Origin of the sequence: Pedobacter steynii, assembly GCF_900103665.1 — a bacterium.
Classification (GTDB): Bacteria; Bacteroidota; Bacteroidia; order Sphingobacteriales; family Sphingobacteriaceae; genus Pedobacter; species Pedobacter steynii.
Genome location: NZ_FNGY01000007.1, coordinates 405,906 through 424,044, shown reverse-complemented (window position 1 = coordinate 424,044; position 18,139 = coordinate 405,906). Strand labels below are relative to the sequence as shown.

At 42.5% G+C, this 18,139-nt stretch carries 13 protein-coding genes and 1 riboswitch; all 13 genes read right to left on the bottom strand.

The annotated features are described in order from the left end of the window. Window position 1: 1 nt before the first annotated feature. The 13 genes from BLQ87_RS20945 to BLQ87_RS20885 all read right to left on the bottom strand — a co-directional run bounded on the left by BLQ87_RS20945 (window position 2) and on the right by BLQ87_RS20885 (window position 18,031). Entirely contained in the window at window positions 2-655 is a 654-nt protein-coding gene (locus BLQ87_RS20945; RefSeq protein ID WP_074610621.1) for a thiamine phosphate synthase, read from the bottom strand. Continuing rightward, complete coding sequence (locus BLQ87_RS20940) at window positions 652-1,407, bottom strand: hydroxymethylpyrimidine/phosphomethylpyrimidine kinase (protein WP_074610619.1); 756 nt, start codon at window positions 1,405-1,407, stop codon at window positions 652-654. Before BLQ87_RS20940 ends, BLQ87_RS20945 begins: the two co-directional genes overlap by 4 nt. Further along, entirely contained in the window at window positions 1,383-1,985 is a 603-nt protein-coding gene (locus tag BLQ87_RS20935) for a thiamine phosphate synthase (RefSeq protein ID WP_074610617.1), read from the bottom strand. The genes BLQ87_RS20940 and BLQ87_RS20935 overlap by 25 nt, the downstream gene beginning before the upstream one ends. Then, a complete protein-coding gene (gene thiC, locus BLQ87_RS20930) occupies window positions 1,986-3,869 on the bottom strand; it encodes a phosphomethylpyrimidine synthase ThiC (protein WP_074610615.1) in 1,884 nt (627 codons plus the stop codon). Between the two features lie 59 nt (window positions 3,870-3,928). Beyond that, window positions 3,929-4,132 (bottom strand): sulfur carrier protein ThiS, encoded by a 204-nt coding sequence (thiS, locus tag BLQ87_RS20925; protein ID WP_074610613.1) that lies wholly within the window; start codon window positions 4,130-4,132, stop codon window positions 3,929-3,931. 62 nt (window positions 4,133-4,194) lie between these two features. Further along, window positions 4,195-4,282: riboswitch (TPP riboswitch) on the bottom strand. Window positions 4,283-4,396: 114 nt separating this feature from the next. Then, window positions 4,397-5,227 carry a hypothetical protein gene (locus tag BLQ87_RS20920; protein ID WP_074610611.1) on the bottom strand — a complete coding sequence of 277 codons (831 nt, stop codon included), beginning with the start codon at window positions 5,225-5,227 and terminating at the stop codon, window positions 4,397-4,399. A 469-nt stretch (window positions 5,228-5,696) separates the two neighbouring features. Then, window positions 5,697-6,359, bottom strand: a complete 663-nt coding sequence (locus BLQ87_RS20915; RefSeq protein WP_074610609.1) for a hypothetical protein — start codon at window positions 6,357-6,359, stop codon at window positions 5,697-5,699. 77 nt (window positions 6,360-6,436) lie between these two features. Next, complete coding sequence (locus tag BLQ87_RS20910) at window positions 6,437-7,576, bottom strand: cytochrome-c peroxidase (protein WP_074610607.1); 1,140 nt, start codon at window positions 7,574-7,576, stop codon at window positions 6,437-6,439. A gap of 3 nt (window positions 7,577-7,579) precedes the next feature. Beyond that, complete coding sequence (locus tag BLQ87_RS20905; protein ID WP_074610606.1) at window positions 7,580-9,109, bottom strand: DUF6850 family outer membrane beta-barrel protein; 1,530 nt, start codon at window positions 9,107-9,109, stop codon at window positions 7,580-7,582. A 2-nt stretch (window positions 9,110-9,111) separates the two neighbouring features. Further along, window positions 9,112-10,443 (bottom strand): DUF4876 domain-containing protein, encoded by a 1,332-nt coding sequence (locus tag BLQ87_RS20900; protein ID WP_083361980.1) that lies wholly within the window; start codon window positions 10,441-10,443, stop codon window positions 9,112-9,114. A gap of 10 nt (window positions 10,444-10,453) precedes the next feature. Next, entirely contained in the window at window positions 10,454-13,123 is a 2,670-nt protein-coding gene (locus BLQ87_RS20895; protein ID WP_074610602.1) for a TonB-dependent receptor, read from the bottom strand. Window positions 13,124-13,437: 314 nt separating this feature from the next. Beyond that, window positions 13,438-14,877, bottom strand: coding sequence for a RagB/SusD family nutrient uptake outer membrane protein (locus BLQ87_RS20890; RefSeq protein ID WP_074610600.1), 1,440 nt, complete (start codon window positions 14,875-14,877; stop codon window positions 13,438-13,440). Window positions 14,878-14,887: 10 nt separating this feature from the next. Next, the gene (locus BLQ87_RS20885; protein WP_083361979.1) at window positions 14,888-18,031 is read right to left on the bottom strand and encodes a SusC/RagA family TonB-linked outer membrane protein; all 3,144 of its coding nucleotides are present in this window, start codon (window positions 18,029-18,031) and stop codon (window positions 14,888-14,890) included. Window positions 18,032-18,139 lie beyond the last annotated feature (108 nt).

The following is an 18,139-nucleotide window of genomic DNA, read 5'->3' as shown; positions in this document are numbered from 1 at the left end:
TTTAAGGATTTAGGGTGTGGTAGACCGGGTGTTTTTCGAGTTCAGCATACATGCTTTTTATCCGTTCCCGGGCATCTGATTTGCCGGTTAGTGCGCCCGAAACTGCAACCCCGTAGAGCCCTGTTTTCAGGAGCTCAGGAAGGTCTTCCGGAGTGATTCCGCCGATGGCAATTATCGGTAAATGAATACCTGACTTTTTGACCTGTTCCATGATTTCTGCATAACCCTTCAGTCCAAGAATCGGGCTTAAATTTTGCTTGGTATCCGTGAAACGATAGGGGCCTAAACCGATGTAATCAGCCCCTTCTGCGACTCTTTTTTGGATGTCTGCAAAAGTGTTTGCAGTTCCGCCTATCATAATTTTATTACCTGTTATTAATCTGGCCTTTATGATGTTCATATCATTTAATCCTAAATGTAATCCATGGGCAAAAACGGCCTTTGAGACGTCCGGAAAATCGTTGATAACTAAGCGGGCTGCAAATTTTTTGCAGAGTTCATTTGCGGCTTTAGCCAGGTTTAAAACCTCAGGTTCTGTCTGGTCTTTTACGCGAAGCTGGATCCATTTTCCGCCGGCGTTCAGAACCTGTTCTATAGCCTCCAGATGGCTGAGTTCTGAGCTGGATTGGGAGATATAATGTAGTCTGTCTATCATGAGGAATGGTAGCCCAAAAGGCTGGTGTTACTGTTAAGAAAAATATAGGTGTATTGCTTGGCCTGAAGGCAGGCTTCGGCGAGGGAATTTCCCAGGGCAAGCCGGGCGGTGATGGCGGCAGAAAGGACGCATCCCGAACCATGTTTCTGAAAGATCTCCGTTTGTGCCGGCTTCAGCTCCAGGCATTGTTTTCCGGTATAGAGAAAATCTGTGCCCGGTGCATCCGCATTGTGGCCACCCTTCAAAAGCACGGCAACCTGCTCCGACCATTCTTCGCATACAGAATGGACCTCCTGACCTTCGCCAAGACTTTTCATTTCCTGAAAATTAGGTGTAATCAAATAGAGCTGTTTTAAGACGTTTTTAAATTTTTCGGCCTCTCTATTCCACTCATGGAATTTATATCCCGCACTGGCCTTTAAAATCGGGTCTACGACAATTTTAATCTCCGGGTTGAGCTGCTTCAAACGAATGCAGACTTCTTCCAGTGTGTCCAGATCCCGGATCAATCCGATTTTAGCTACCGGAACCGGGAATTTTTTCAAAAGCGGATCGAACTGGTCGATGATCTGTGTAGCACTGAGCCAGTCGTTCTTTAAAAAATCCGAATCCGTCTGAACCGTCAGGGCAGCGCAAATTCCAAATCCGTAAACCCGATGTGCTTCAAAGCACTTCAGGTCGGAGAGGACTCCTGCTCCGGCACTGGGGTCGAAGCCGGCAATGCTGATTACATAGGGTCTGTGGTCTGACATTTTTCTAAGCTCTTTTTGAAATGATTTACGGCCAGTTCCGGTTGGTTCCAAAGGCTGCCCAAAATAGCGGCGCCATCAAAACCCATCTGTCTGACCAGGTCAATTTTTTCGGTCGTGATTCCGCCAAGGGCGATGACTTTAACTCTGGTTGAATTCCTCAGCTTAAAGCCATTCGGAACCACCGAAGGGTAGTCTTTTTTGGAGATGCTCTGAAATACCGGACCGTAAAAAGTGTATTTAAAATTTTCTAAATCAGCTAGCTGATCAGTTTTATGTATAGAAGTGCTTAAGATAGTCGCTTCTGAAGGCGGGAGGAGCAGGTGTTGGCCGCTCTTCCTTTGTGCCTCCGGAAAATGCAGTCTTCCGATTCCGAAATCAGCAGCAAGTTCATGGAACTGGTGCAGGGCAACACGCTCCAGATATTGCGGATGAATGTTGCCTAGCAGTTGTTCATATTCGTGTTTTTCTGCCCCCTCTTTCCGCAGGTGAAAGCGCTCCATCCCCGACTCAAAAAGTTCGTTAATGAGGTTCGCTTCTCCTTCAAAAAAGCTGGGTTTAGAAATGACGATCAGTTCCAATTACAAATAAATTTCGCTACCCTTCTCTGTGAATTCTTTAGATTTCTCGGCCATGCCTTTGCTCAAAGCATCCGCTTCATCTACTCCTTGTTTGGCTGCATAGTCCCTCACATCCTGTGTGATTTTCATCGAACAGAAGTTCGGTCCGCACATCGAGCAGAAGTGCGCGATCTTGGCACCATCTGCAGGAAGGGTTTCATCATGGAACTCTTTTGCCGTATCCGGATCCAGGGAAAGGTTAAACTGATCTTCCCACCTGAACTCAAACCTCGCCTTGCTCAAAGCATTGTCGCGGTACTGTGCACCCGGATGTCCTTTGGCAAGATCGGCAGCATGCGCAGCGATCTTGTAAGTGATCACGCCATCCTTCACATCTTTCTTGTTTGGCAGTCCGAGGTGTTCCTTAGGTGTTACATAGCACAACATCGCAGTTCCGAACCATCCGATCATCGCCGCGCCAATTGCAGAGGTGATGTGGTCGTAGCCAGGGGCGATATCCGTAGTTAGCGGGCCTAAGGTATAAAACGGCGCTTCAGAACAATGTTCCAGCTGCTTCTCCATATTTTCCTTGATCAGGTGCATCGGCACGTGTCCCGGACCTTCGATGATCGTTTGAATGTCGTGTTTCCAGGCAATCTTGGTCAGCTCACCAAGGGTTTCCAGTTCTGCGAACTGTGCTTCGTCATTTGCATCTGCGATACAACCCGGTCTTAAGCCGTCGCCAAGAGAGAAAGCCACATCATAAGCTTTCATGATTTCACAGATTTCTTCAAAATGAGTATACAGGAAACTTTCTTTATGATGTGCAAGGCACCATTTTGCCATGATGGATCCGCCGCGGGATACAATGCCCGTTACCCTTTTTGCGGTCATAGGGATGTAACGAAGGCGTACACCTGCATGGATGGTGAAATAATCCACTCCTTGCTCTGCCTGCTCGATCAGGGTGTCCCTGAACAATTCCCATGTTAAATCTTCGGCCTTGCCGTTTACTTTTTCCAAAGCCTGGTAAATCGGAACCGTCCCAATCGGAACAGGGGAGTTACGGATGATCCATTCTCTCGTTTCATGAATATTCTTACCTGTCGATAAATCCATGATCGTATCTGCGCCCCATCTGCAGGCCCATACTGCTTTTTCTACTTCTTCTTCGATCGAAGAGGTGACTGCAGAGTTTCCGATGTTGGCATTGATTTTTACCAGGAAGTTCCGCCCGATGATCATTGGTTCCAGTTCCGGGTGGTTGATGTTGCAAGGGATGACTGCCCTTCCCGATGCCACTTCCGCTCTGACAAATTCCGGAGTGATGTATCCTTTTGGTGTATTCGCACCAAAGCTATGTCCCTGATGTTGATGTGCCATTACGCCATATTGTGCGCCCAGTTGTTCATTCAAAAGATCAATTCTTTGATTTTCCCTGATGGCGATGTATTCCATTTCGGCAGTGATGATTCCTTTTTTAGCATAATGCATCTGAGAAACATTGCTGCCCGGGGTCGCTTTGTAGGGTTTGTTGACGTAAGCGAACCGGAGTTCGTTCAGTTTGGGGTCTGCCAGGCGCTCCTGACCATAATCTGAAGAAATGTGATCCAGTTGTTCCACATCTTTCCTGTCGGTGATCCAGCTTGCCCTTAGTTTTGGCAGGCCACGTTTCACGTCGATATCTGCATTCGGATCCGTGTAAGGGCCGCTGGTATCGTAAATCGTTACCGGTGGGTTGGGTTCTGTGGCGCCGAATCCATTGTGGATTTTGGTGTCACTCAATGTTATTTCACGCATTGCCACCTGGATATCATGGAGCTGGCCTTTTACAAAAATCTTTTTGGATGCCGGAAAAGGAGTTCGGCTGATGACTTGTTCGTCTGGCGTCTTTTCGTGTTTCATAATTTATGATTTCTTGGTTACTGAAGATTTATTTGTTGGATTGGTATGTTTCGATGAGTTTATCCGCCCTGGGTGGCTTTGATGACCGTGATGCGGTCGCCGGATTGGAGTTCCCGTCCGGGCCAGTCGGTTTTTGGGATAATGGTTTGGTTGATGGCTACAGCAATTCCCTGAACAGGAATGTTTAAGACTTCTGTTAGCATTTGTTCTACGGAACAAGTGTCGTTAAGCTGGTAGTTTTTTTGATTTACAGTTATTTCCATATTTTAAGAAATTGGAAAAACTATAGGCATGACCTTTTTACAGGCATGAAAAGACGGCAACATAAGTTGCTTCTACTTTTCCCTTCGGCAGTACTAACTGCATCAGGTTCAAAGGGTATTTCTCAGCGCAAGGCACCCCTAAAGTTTTTTGTAAAACTAGATTATTTTTTTGAAAAAAAGAAACGTTGGGCTTTGAGGTCTTTTTCAGGAAATTTTCAGGTTTTCCTTCATGACGAAGCGATCATGAACTTATGCTGGGTTTATTTACTGGTTTGGAGGATCATCCAGGATATCTTCCTCTTTAATCTCCGGTTGAAATGAAAGTCCGGAATCCTGCCAGTCGGGGTTCAGCGGTAAATTAAACTCTCCTTTGCTGACTGTTGCATTTAAGATCACAGCGGGATTAAATTCTTTACGGTTAATCTGAATCGTCAGATTGTCCTGACTGCGGTAGTAATGTAGTGCCATGCCCGTTAGGCAGATGCAGCCATCCGGGATTTCCAGTTTCCATTCCCGGGCAGGGACCACTTTCTGGTCATAGGAGATTTGCAGCGTATCCAGAATGATGTGTTGCTGTGCGCTCATTTTGATCGAAAGGAGATGGATGCGTAGTTTCAGGTCACAGCTGTCGCTGTAGGCTGGAAATTTGAAGTCATCAGGAATTTCAAATTCGGGAAGTCGAATCAGGAGCTCCTGACGCTGTAGCTGAACGGAAGGTACGACCCATAAGCTATCCTTTAACGGAGAGCTACTGTTGAAATCAAAGTGATTTAGCCTTTTGAAGCTATCTGATTTAAATTCGTAACTTTCTGTCTCGGATTGATAGCATTGCTTGAGGATCGCGAAGTTCTCTTTGTTGAGACGGTTGATCATTTGACCATCATAATTGCTTTCGGTTAGCTGACGAAATCCGTTCCGGATACAGTAGGCGAATTGGCTCGCTTTGCCAAATACAAGTGCTGCCTTTTTTGTAGCGGTAGTCTGCTTTACGCTGCCCTTTCCAGGTTTTCTCTGGAGGACCTGACCTTTTCTGTTTTTTTTGAATGTGAGGTTTCCTATTGAACCAATAAGAAATTTACCTTTGAATGTTGCCATGTTGTTTATATTAATTTAAGTGGAAGTTAATCATAATTAAGGTGTAGTCCAAGTTGAGTTATGGCTGAATCCAGGACTACTCCATAGCAACTACATGTTGAGTCCAGCTTTTCTCGAAAAAACGTGGACTCAGTCTGGACTCACTGTGGACCAATTGTGGACTCAGTAGGAGGCAATCCCGACCTAAATACGGACAGTTATCTGTGTTTTCTAGAATAGGAAAGGGGAGGTTCCGGAAGGATTTTTTTTTGTGAGCTGATGCGATTTTTTAAGTAAATGAATGTGCTAATTGTTGGGGGTAGTATTCTTTTGATTAATTAAATTAGCTTTTTTTTGACTTGGGTCTGACGATGCTGCTCGCTGTTATGGCTTCCCAGGGATAGATTTAGTTTGATCCCAAAGCTTCTTATTTCTTTTCGTTTAGGTAAGGAAACTGCTGTGTAGATGCCGAACCGATTTAGCATTCAGCTTAGTAATAGAAGAAGTTTTTATTTCCCGGGATTTTCACTTCTGTATTTCCGGGAGTAAAGGCATCCATTTTTAGCATTTGTTTAAATGGGTAGCTGAAATTCAGGTATTTGTCTTCAGGCGGCGTCTTGTCGTCCTCGCAGGTTCCGTAAGTATAAGCGATATCTACCTTTCTGGTAGAGAAATTAATGTCGTACTGAAAGTCCCAGTCGCAGGTATCGAAATCATTGTAAGTGGAGCCGATCAGGTAAAAGTCTCCATTTTGATAGCGAAAGATGTTTTTGTATTTATGGGAGTGTCTCGAGTTGGAATTGAAGGTTTGAGTGATGATCAGGGTGTTGTTTTTGATGGTCATGTTCAGGTCCGGAACTTCTGCAAAGATGCGGCCATAGCGTTGATATTCCCAGATCACAGAGTGATTCTCCTTCCAGAGTTTGATCTTTCCGTTTTGATTTTTACAGATGTACAGGACTCTGTAGAAGCCATCTTCTCCGCTTTTGCGGGTAGTGTTATAGATGTAAACGAATTCATTGATGCCATCCCTGTCCAGATCTCCTTCTGCTTTCACCACTTGTTTGAAACCGGCAGGTGGGCGGAAGTCTTTAAGCTCCTGTCCATATCCTTTTAAACAAAAAAATAGCAGGCAGATAAATATGTGTTTCATCGGATGGTTTTATTTTTCCTTCCACAAACATAACATCTCCTGCTATAATTATGCAAATCATTTATGGATTGCGCCGCTTATTTGGGCAATTCCGGTGACCGTTCTTTCCATGATGCTCCTGAAATGGCTTCCATAAAAGAAATAACGGCATCTCTTTCCATTTTGCTCATCATCAAACCACGGAGTAGTTTATCATTTTTAGGATACAACGGATCATTTTCCTGCCCAGGTCTGCGCTTTTGATGTGGCATGCCTGCATTATACATGTTCATGACGCCATCCATATTGTCGAACAGCCCATTGTGAAACCATGGGCCTGTGCGCATCACATTGCGTAGTCCAGGAGTTCTGAACTTTCCTACATCCTCCGGTTTTTTGCTGATATTGTACAAGCCAAGGTCTTCATACTTGCGACCGTAATAGGTAAGTCCTACATTGTGAAATTCACCGTCTGTAAATAGAGGTCCGTTATGGCAATTGACGCAACGTGCTTTTGTGCGGAACAAATGCAGGCCGAGTATTTGCTGATCAGACATTCGCTTTTTATTCCCTTCCAGAAAATAATCAAAATCTGATTTTCTGCTAACGATTGTTCTCTGATAAGTGGCAAGGGCAGAAAGAATCCGCTCCTCCGTTACTTTTTTGTCGCCAAAAGCGGCGCTAAACAAGGGCTGATAACCTTTAATCTGCTTCAATTTTGAGGGTAGCTTTTTTAAATCCTGGTGCATCTCTATTGGATTGGTAATTGGATTTGCAGCCTGATCTTCCAGTCCTTCCGAACGGCCATCCCAGAAAAGCCTCTTGAAAGACCATATATTTTCCAGTGTAGGCGTATTCCGCTTCCCTGAGGCATGATCATGACCAATCGCGACCTCACGGCCATCCGTCCAGTTTAAGTCTGATGCGTGACAGCTGGAGCAGGAAATCTGATTGGAGCCGGAAAGGCGTGGATCAAAGAACAATGTTTTCCCCAATGCAATGATGCCTTTCAGTTTTCCTTTTTGTCCTTCCAGCGGGGAAGGGGGGAGTACGCCCAGTTCTACAAAGTTTACTCCCGAATCTACATTCGGTTTTGGCCATTGATCCGGAGATTTAGAATAGACCTTACGCAGGGAGTCTATTGGAATTTCATCATCAGGAAGAAATTCGTACGACCTGAAGGAAAGAAATAACAAAATACACAATAGTCCGCTAAGGATAAAAAAGACCTTCTTCATGAGCTAAAAATAAAGGTTTAAGGAAAGATTCATAAAAAAACGCTGATCTCCGGGTAAAAATTTGCTGGGATATTCGATGTTCGGTTTGTCCAGTGCCTTGCTAATACCAGCATTTAAGGTGACTCCGGTTCTGAAATCCTTACTGAATGTTTGACTTACATATTGCAGTTTAAGGTCAACCCTTCCTGAAGTGATTTTCCGGAAGGCGTAGTCAGGATAAGTGACAGTGGTTGTAAATTCCGTTACCTGAGTGGTTGCAACATTGGAAGTTGTTTGTAAAGGAAGGACCAGAGATGGGGAAACTATTGCAGAGAACCTGTATTTTCCGGGATTCGCCTGATAGTATCCGGCTTTTAATCCTGGTTGTACATAGCTGTATTCGAATAAATGGCTGGTGATCGCATCTTTTTTGTAAGCAGATAAATAACGGGTATGGACTCCCCATTCAAAGGAATGATTTCCTTTGGTTTTCAAATTGGAATAGGACAAATAGGTCATTCGGTTTTTGGCGGTATAATTCTTCGCCGCAAGGGCATTGAAATAATCTTCACCAATGAGGGTACTGTAAGCTGCTTCAATTTGTTGAATCCGATGACCTTTTTGTTTGGTTAGCAAGAGCTGTCCTTCCAGCTGATCGCTTTGGTAAGTACTAAAAATTTCGTCTTTTAGGGACGCATCTAAAGATTTTCCATTGGCATCCTCAGATACTTTATAGTCCAGGTTTAGCAAAGTATTCCAGGAATCAAGTGTTGTTGCCAGATGCATCCCGAATCCTTTATACTGTTTTCTGCGTGAAAAATTATCGAATGCCTTCCTCGTGTAGCCATATCCGTAGTTGAGATAAGTAATGCGGTCAGGGTAAGCGCTCCCGTTGGAATAGTCTTTGTTTTTATATTTGATGGTCGTATTTTCTGTTCCATAACCCCATAGTCCGCTTAGTCCGAGATGGAAATGTTTGTTTACCCAGGTCAATTCAGGTTTGACGATAAAATCGAACCATTTCAGTGACATTCTTGGATCAATCGATCGGTCTGCAAGGTAATAGACATAGTTGAACCCGGAGGAAAGGTAGATTTTATCCCTGATTAGTTCGTAGCTGATGATTCCTTTGGCATGGTACTTTTGTCGCTGGACATCGCTTTCTTTTTCAGCAAGGTAATAGAAAGGCTGATCATCGATCTCTTCTCCTCTTAATGAGTTCCCCAATCCATGGTCTTTGATTCTGGAATAGGTGAAATCTCCATACAATTTTAACCTGCCTAGTTTTCTGATCCCGTCCGAGCTGAACTGAATGTTGGAACTACTTAAAGGCATCTGTGAATTTCTCAGGTTTCCAGAGGCATAGTCGTAGATCAATGAAACTTTTCCAATTTGATTTTCCGTGTTTTTTAGCAGGAGGGTTGCGTTTTGCTTGCTGAATTCCAGGTGTCGCTGGCGCTGATCATAGAAAAACACACTATCCGCCGACTTATTCTCCTGAGAAAATAAGTCGGCCGACAGTAAGGATAGTATAACTAGTAATTGTACTTTCATTATTATTTAAAAGCCGTTTTGCTTGGGTCGGCCATGGTTAGTGATTCAAAATCCAATGAAGAGTTGTTTGAATCTTTAAGGATTCTTCTGCCGTTTACAGTTTTACTCGTTTTTCTGATTACAGATTGAGAGGAGTATGGTCCGCCGATGGTAAAAGTGAAACCTGCGTCGATGGTTGCCGGAAGTCTGTGTGGAACGCGTTTGGTTTCTAAAGTATAAGCAATCTCTACCCCATCGGTCAGGATTGATGTTGGCATCTGAATGTATTGTGAGGTGGTGTTGGTGATCGTTTTTACGTCCGGCGTTGGGAATTTAGGAAAGCTGTTGAGGTTAGCGGTTGTTTTAAACAACACAATCGCTTCTCTTCCATTATTGTCCAATATTAAATCTCTGTCTGAAACGCGATACACTACATCTAAATTCGGAACCAAGGGGTTGTCAATGTCAGAAGCAAGACGGCTGATGCCGGGCAGGTCGCCATAATAGGCTTCAAAATCAGCCTTGCTTAAATCTATTGTTAGCTCCGGATTTTTTACGCTAATTGCTTTTCCGGTATTGTCGGTATAAGGGACCTTATGGTTTATGGCATTTTGTGCAACAATGAAACTGGCTCCGGGTTGTACAGGATATTGTTTTCCATTTCCCGGGATTCTTAATGCAGTGGTCAGGTATACATAATCTGTATTGGCTTTCGCGTTATTCATATTTAAAGCATCTGTCCAGTTGAATTGGCCTGAAGGTAAAAACCAGGATCTGCTGACGTCGGAATTGGTGTTCTGAACGCCAACTACCAGTCCGATGTACAGGCTGTCTGCATACATTACCGCGTTCGAGTTGTTATAGATTTCCAGAAACTGATCCCTGAACACTGCACCGTTTAAGGTGTGCGAGCCGCCGTAATAAATTTGTTTTAACAACCAGTCGCCAAGCCGGCCGGTCTTTAGGATCAGCTCTAAGCTGCCTGTAGTTTTATTGAGGAACTGGTTCAGGTTGGCATTAAATACCACATCTTCCTGGGTAAGGGAGCCTGATGCGGTGCTATAATCTGCGGCGCTGATGGTTAAACTGGATACGACAGTATAGTTACCGGGAGTAATACTTTCGAATTTAACATTTCCACTCGCATCGGTTTTTGCTTTATTGGAAAGACCATTGGTTTGATTGGTAATCGTTACCTCCGTATTTGCAGGAGATAATCCTAATGCGGCAGCTTGCTCATCAAACTTTACCTGGAAGGATACAGAAATTGCTTCTGCTTCAGGATTGTCTTTCTTGCATGCCGTGAGCATCGCTATGGATAAGAAAAGTGTAGATAGTAGTCGTTTTTTGTTCATTTTATTGATTTTAAAATTTAATAGAAAGTTCTGCGCCTATGCTTACCGGGTAAGTATAGTTGACCACCTTATTTGTATTTGGGTTGTAATATCTGTTTCTTATATTGAGCACATTATTGGCACTTAAGGACATTCTGATGTACTTGCCTATTTCTTTGGCGACAGACATACTTAGATTGGCATAAACGAACGGCTGTTTTACTGCGGCGTTTGCTTTAGAGCTTAGTGCCAGATGGTTATAGTCTGTATTGTTTGGGTCGAAGACCGGAATTTCGTGCCTTACCATGTTTTTGTCCAGCCAGGCGATCGGAAGGTAGGTATCGTTCAATATTCTCTCGTATTTCTGCCAGAAAATATCTGCCCGCAGGTTTACCACGAAACCTAATTTTGGAATGTGTGTGGTTGTTGACAGTTTGCTGGTGACCGTATAGTCGTCCGTTTCTTTTCCTTTATAGACGCCAAACCAACCTTTGTAACTGTCCGTTGTATATTGCTGATCTGGTTTTAGGATGTATTCTGAGTTTAATTTGGAACTCGAATAGCCGAAAGAATTACTGAGGTTGAAACTGGTTTGGATTGCGGCGATCTTTTTAGTGCTGATGATCCATTCAATTCCAAAATTGTTGCTGCTGAGGTCGTTGGCAGAACTGTAATAATTGGCAATCCAGTCTTTTTGCTTCCCATTTGGGAAGTAGCCGGGACGCTGTCCCTGGTTGTAAACGTAGGTGTATTCGTCGGTTGTATAGGTTCTGTAATTGTTCCTGTTGCTAAAACCATCTTTGTTTTGTTTGTAATAAGAGATAAGGGAGCTGTTGATAAAGCTGTCTTTATAGGTTAATCCAAATTCAAGCTGACTGGATCTGGCAGGTTTTACTTTGCTGTTATCCGGAACGATCTTATCCGTATAAACGAGGAACAGACTTTCAATATCGAATCCTGTAAAAGAGGTGTGTACCGGAAGATCGAAATAAACCGGGGCAGGGTATCTGATGGAAAGACCTGGTGATTTAGTAGAGAGGCCGAATGCCGCATTGATGCCGAAGTTTTTGGCAAGCTCATAGTTCAGGTTTAGCCTTGGTTGCAGGGTTCCAATATTGTTTTGTATGTCGTAACGGAGTCCTGCATTTACATTCATTTGTCTCTTTAGAAAGTCGAACTTAAAGCCGTCCTGTAAATAAAGGCTATAATTGAATACAGAAGGAAGGGACTCATAGTCATATGGTCTTTCGTTTTGGTAGGATTGGTTTGCCCAGCGGGGAGTTCGGGGGTCTATAATGATGCCTTCACCGTTGTTTGCCGAATAATAAACATTCGCTCCCAAACTTACCCGGTGAATGAGGTTGCCGGTTGTAAATTCATTATTTAAGCTGATATTGCCATTGAGGTTTTTAGGGTTACCTTTCACATGATCCACAGCAACATAATTTCCGGGAATAAAGTATCCTTCATATAGGCCGATGGTGTCTTTGTCTGCCATTGGCCTTGGCCCACGATTTAGATATTCCTGATCATAGCTTTCCTGAAAGGCAGAACTGTAACCAGCACTGAAGTCTAAAGATTTGACGATGGCTCCATTAATTTGGATGGAGGTTCTGTTAGATATCGACAAATTCCTTGTTTTCGCGTAAGTCATGTATTCCTGTCCTAAATCAGGGTCTTTTTTAACATTATCAAGGCGGGTATTGTAATCAATTGAAAGTGTATTTTTGATCATTTTTGACAACCTTGTACTCCACATTAAACCGGTACTGACTCTTTTATAAGATTTTAAGGGATCACTGGGATCCTGTTCGCTGAGTAAGTAGTTAAGAGATAGGTTTAAGGCACCAGATTTTCCAGGTAACTGAAAACCTTTTGATAAGGAAAAGTTCGTCGTGGAAGCATTGATTCTGGAGGTTAGCTGAAAGTTTGTTCTCCCTGCTTTACGGTTGATGATTACTGCCCCATCAGTTAAGTCTCCGTATTTTGCGGGGGCAATCCCGGATATGACTTCAATACTTTCAATATTATCGGCCGGAATTTCACGGATGTCTATGCCGGAAAAAGAGACATCAAAGCCGCCGTAATTTTTGCTGCTAATTCCTGAACCCAGCATTCCATATTTTCCAACATTTAGGTTTTGCATGTTGGCGTTATTCGATTGCTGGATGTCATCCAGGATAATGGCGACACCCATTGCGTTGTTCAGGTTATGCAGGCCCGAAGCTTGTCCCCTTAAAGTGATATTCAGTGGATTCTGAAGATTGGGAGGGGTAATTGTTTTACCAGGCAGGTTGTTGAGGATGTCTGCCAGACTAAAGGCCTGGATCTGTTCTATAGCCTGTCTTCCGAATAGGATGGAAGAATTGGAAGAAAGGATTTTTCTTTCTTCGCTGATCTGAACTTCTTCTAGTTTTAGCGTTAAGTTTTTGAGAACAATATTAAGCTCCCTTGGGAAATTGGCGAGCACAATTGAAGTGTCTTTACCTGCTTTTCCTACCATTGCTATGGTAAGAGTGAGTGTTTTTAAATCGCCGGGGTTGAGGTTGAAATTAAATTTTCCCTCCTGGTCGGTATAGGTAACCCGATCCGCTTCCTTTAGCTTAACGGTTACAAAATCCAAAGGTTTGTTCTGTTCATCTCTAACCGAACCATGTATGTTTATCGATGTTTTTTGCGCATAGCTATGCAGGCTTAGCATGCATAATGCTATGATTGGTAGGTGTTTGTAAAGTGATTTCAATTTAGACTGATTCTAATCCCAGCTGCAAAAGTGTAGATTTTACACTGGTTACGCAAGTTATTTAGAATAATTCTAGTTAATAATCAGGTTTGTAATGAAAATGAGATAAACGGGGATGTTATTTAGAGATGTAGGGGCCCTGACTTTAAATGTTCAGAGAGAAAGGGGGGAACAAAATCTGTTTTTATAAAACAAAAAACCGGCAATTTTCAATTTGAAAATTGCCGGTTAAGTGTATTGATGATTGCGACATTTAGCCGCTTATTAAATCCTTATCTTGGATTTTGTACGATTTTTGAATTGGCATCAATTTCATCCTGTGGAATAGGCATTAAGAATTTGTTATCACCAGGAGCCATAGTTACTTTAAACCAATGAGAACTACTGGTTCTTTTTAAAGTCTCTTTTCTTCTAAGGATGTCAAAGATTCTGAAGCCTTCACCATACAATTCTTTTCTTCTTTCTATCTGGATTTCAGTTTTTAATGCATCACCGGTATTTACCGACTGAACTGCTCCCGTAACGGCGCGTTTTTGCACTTCAAATAAAGCGGTTTGAGCAGGCCCCCAGTTTCCTAGTTCCGCTTCTGCTTCCGCTTCATTTAAAAACATTTCAGCAGAACGCATTAATACTACAGAACCATCAAATCCATCTTTAAAATAAAACTTATTCATTAGGAAACCGCCGGCATCTTCGACCTCATAATCACGAAGCAGGGGATCTCCATAGCCTGCATCGGAGATTAAAAACTGTTGTTTACGAATGTCATTAGCACCAAATAGCGCATGAAAATCAATATCAGCTCTGAAAGTACTGTATCCAACGTCATAAGGCTCATGAAATGAAGCTGCACCAACAAATCCCGGATTGTTATCTGCTGTATACTCCAGGTCCCAGATCCATTCTCCAGAGGCTTTATAGAAACCATTCAGTAAGTTGGATTTTTCATCTAGAGGGTGACCTGTTCTTGCCAGTTTAGCGAAGTTACTGGCTTCTGCCCATTTGTTACCCATGCTTAAATATACCCTGGATAAAAGACCTTGAACTGCTGGTAAAGTAAGTCTTGATATTTTATTAAGGGAAGCAGGCAGGTTTTCTGCCGCATAATTCAGATCTTCAAGGATAAAGTCATAAATCTCTTTAACTGTAGCTCTGGCAAGTAATTCTGAAGTTGGATTTAGGGGGACATCTGACTTGGGAACGCCAAGTGCAGCTGGGTCCAATGAGTATGGTTTTCCATAGCATCTCACCAGGTTAAAATAAGTAGCCGCTCTCATTGCCCTTGCTTCTGCAAGATATTTCTTTTTATCTGAATCGGTTAGCGGTGCCACAGGAATCTTTGAAATGGCAAGATTACAGTTTGCGATCAGCTGATAGCCTGCTTCCCAGAACAATTGCTGGGTGTTGGTCGGGATTTCGAGGAAACGATAAGCCTGATCAAATCTGTTGTAGTTACCTGATTGTCTGATATAGATGTCTTCTCCTTTAACATCTGCCTGTAAAAGCATGGCATTCATGTATCTGCCGGAAGAAAACAGGTTGTATAAACCTACCATCGCGGCATCAACTTTTCCAGGACTGGTGAATGCATCATTTGCATCAATAGCTGTGGTTGGAGCAGGGCTCAGGTCACTTTTCTTACACCCGTTAAATAATGTAGCGGAAGCAAACAGCAATCCGAACATGTAAATTGTTATATATCTGTTTTTCATTTTTGTAAGACTAAAATCCAATATTAAGACCAAAAGAGAATGTTTTTACATTTGGAATTTCGTTTCCGGCAACTCCGTCAAAATCAAACTCTGGATCAACTCCTTTGTGTTTTGCCCAGGTCAAAACGTTTTCTCCCATAATATATACTCTTGCATTTTGAAGTATTCCAGTCTTACTCACCAGGTTTTTAGGTAATGAGTAGCCAAGAGAAACTGTTTTTAACCTTGCATAAGTAGCATCAAATAAATAGCGGGTTGATCGTTGTGCACTGTTTGAGGTGTTGGATATGACAAATTTTGGTGTATTGGTGATGTCTCCGACATTTTTCCAGGCATTTAGTGCATCTCTGGATAACTGACTTCCAGGGCTTGCACCATCCCTTGATAAGGCTTGGTAATTGTTGTCCATAATTTTTCCTCCAATGCTGAAATAAACCATAAATCCAAGGTCAAAACCTTTATAGGTAAATCTGTTGTTGAATCCTCCGGTTAGTTTTGGAAAAGCCGATCCTTGTTCATAATTGGTCGCTTCAGTGTAGACACTTGTCTTCACTTTGGTGGTTACTCCATTTGCGTCAGTTTGATCTTTATACCACTGTGCGCTTCCGGTTGCAGGATCAACACCTGCATACTCCTGAATGAAATAGCGGTAAAGGTCTCCTCCGACTTTGAATCTTTTTGATCCGCTGATCACTGTAGGCTGACTTAATTTGGTGATTTTATTGGTGTTTCTTGCGAAGTTTAAACCAACATTCCAGCTGAAATCCTCACTGGTGATCGCATCGGCGTTAAGGTTCACCTCTATACCACGATTGTTCATCGAGGCAAGATTGGTATTGACAGATTTAAATCCGGTTACCATGGATAATGGCTGGGCGAATAAAAGTCCATCTGAAGCTCTTTTATAGTAAACAACTTCTCCATTTAAGCGATTGAATAAGCGAAACTCCAAGGCGAAATCGGTATTGGCATTTTTCTCCCATCTCAGGAATGGATTTCCAAGCTGACTGTATGAAGTTCCACCCTGGCCATTATAGTTGAATCCAAGTTCAAATAAATCCAGAGCAGCATAATTAGACAGTTCATTATTTGTAGAAATGAACCTGTCATTACCACCTGTTCCATAGTTAGCTCTTAACTTTAACTCAGTCAACCAGGTTACATCCTGTAAGAAGGATTCCTGCTTCAATCTCCATGCACCGCCAACTGACCAGAAAGTACCCCATTTGGACTCTGTTCCAAAAACTGATGATGCATCTCTTCTAACACTGGCAGATAGAAAATATTTGTTGTTATAAGCATAGTTAACCCTGGAGAAATAACCTGGGCGCGCGATGTCTGTTTGGTAAGAATCAGCTGTGGCTGCTTTAGAAGAAGATCTTAACTCATAAACTCCTGGAAAAGGAAAGCCTGTTCCTGCAGCATTCATTAAGTCATAATTCGTTTTTGATGCTTCCTGACCTAAAAGGACATCAAATGCATGTTCTCCGATTTTTTTATTGTAAGTCAGGGTATTGGTAATGTTTAATCCAAGGTTTCTGGCAGAGAAACGGGATGCCCTTCCTCCAACAGCAACACCGTCGCCGTGCTCCATGTTGTAAAATAAAAGCTCTCGGTTGGTAACGTAATCTACCGTAAAGATTGATTTGAATTTAAAATCCTTCAGGAAAGAGATTTCTGCAAATGCAGATGTCAGGACTCTGGCTGTTTGGGTAGAAAATTTATCATTTTTACTTAAAAAAACCGGGTTATAATCTTTAAATATTTTGTTATCGAAAGCATAAACCGGCTCTCCTTTTACATCATATTTAATTGATCCATCGGCATTTCTTGCATATAGAGAATAAACATTTGATACGTTATTGGTGAAGCCTAGTAAGCTTGACCCGTTAGTGCCTCCGGAAGGTGCTTGCTGATCAGTATAAGAAAGCGTACTATACATTCCTAAGGTTAGGAAATCAGTAGCTTTATTTTCTACATTCAGTTTAGCAGAATAACGTTTGAATGAAGAAGCTAAAGCAATACCTTCCTGATCAAAATATCCTCCGGATATGTAGAATTTAGTAGTTTCTGATCCTCCGCTTGCGCTTACATTGTAATCTTTGTTTTTACCAGTACGTAATACTGCCTTTCTCCAGTCGGTATCATAAAGAAGTGCAGCACCGTTGCTTAAAGTACCTTGTGCTGAATAGGGAGTTGGTGTATTGTAGGGATTGGCGCCAAGGATACTAATGGTTTGTTTATTGGCATTTGTAGTAGCCAGGGCAGGAGCCTGTCCGGCATCAATATTTTTTTTGTAATTGGCATCCCAGTAAATACCAAAATATTCCGAGGCATTTAATAATTCATGCTGTTTTACAGCAAGATCAGAATAACCAAAGGTAGCACCTGCCTGGATTTTTGTTTTACCTGCTTTTCCTTTTTTTGTAGTGATGATAAGTACCCCGTTTGCAGCTTTCGAGCCGTATAGGGCTGCCGAAGCAGCATCTTTTAATACCGAGATAGACTCTATGTCTTCCGAGTTTAAGGTCGATAAAATGTTTGTTGATTGATTGCTGGAAGCACTTAACATACTAATGTCACCACCAACAGTAATCGGAACACCATCAATAACATATAAAGGTTCAGCAGAAGAGTTGATCGAACCAACCCCTCTCAGCCTGATTTGGGATACAGATCCTGGCTGTCCTGATGAACTTTTAACAACTAGTCCCGGAACTGTACCCTGAAGGGCTTTATCTACAGACGTTACCGGTCTGTCTTTAAGGTCTGCTGCTTTTACTACACCCACGGAACCGGTAAAAGACTCCTTGGTAGCCGTACCGTAGGCAATAACGATGACTTCTCCGAGTTCTGTCGCATTGGCCTGAAGTACTACATTAATTACATTTCCAGTAGAAATGGGCTTTGATTGAGTGGTGTATCCTATGTAAGAAAACTCTAATGAAGTGGCTCCCTGAGGAACACTTAAGGAGTATTTTCCATCTGAACTGGTTTGAGATCCGCCCACCGCTCCTTTAGCGCGTACGCTGACTCCTGGCAGTGGTCTGCCATCTGATTGGTCTGTAACTGTACCTGTGATTGTCCGGTTTTGTGCAACCGTAGTTCCTGCGATTAGCATGAAAACAAACAAGCTTAGTAAGATTTTTTTCATAAAAATAAGGTTAGTTAATAATATTGCAATATAAAAATAATTTTACTTTTTTAATACATAAGCATATTATTCAGGTAAGAATGCCAGTTTCCGGGTATAAATAACCAT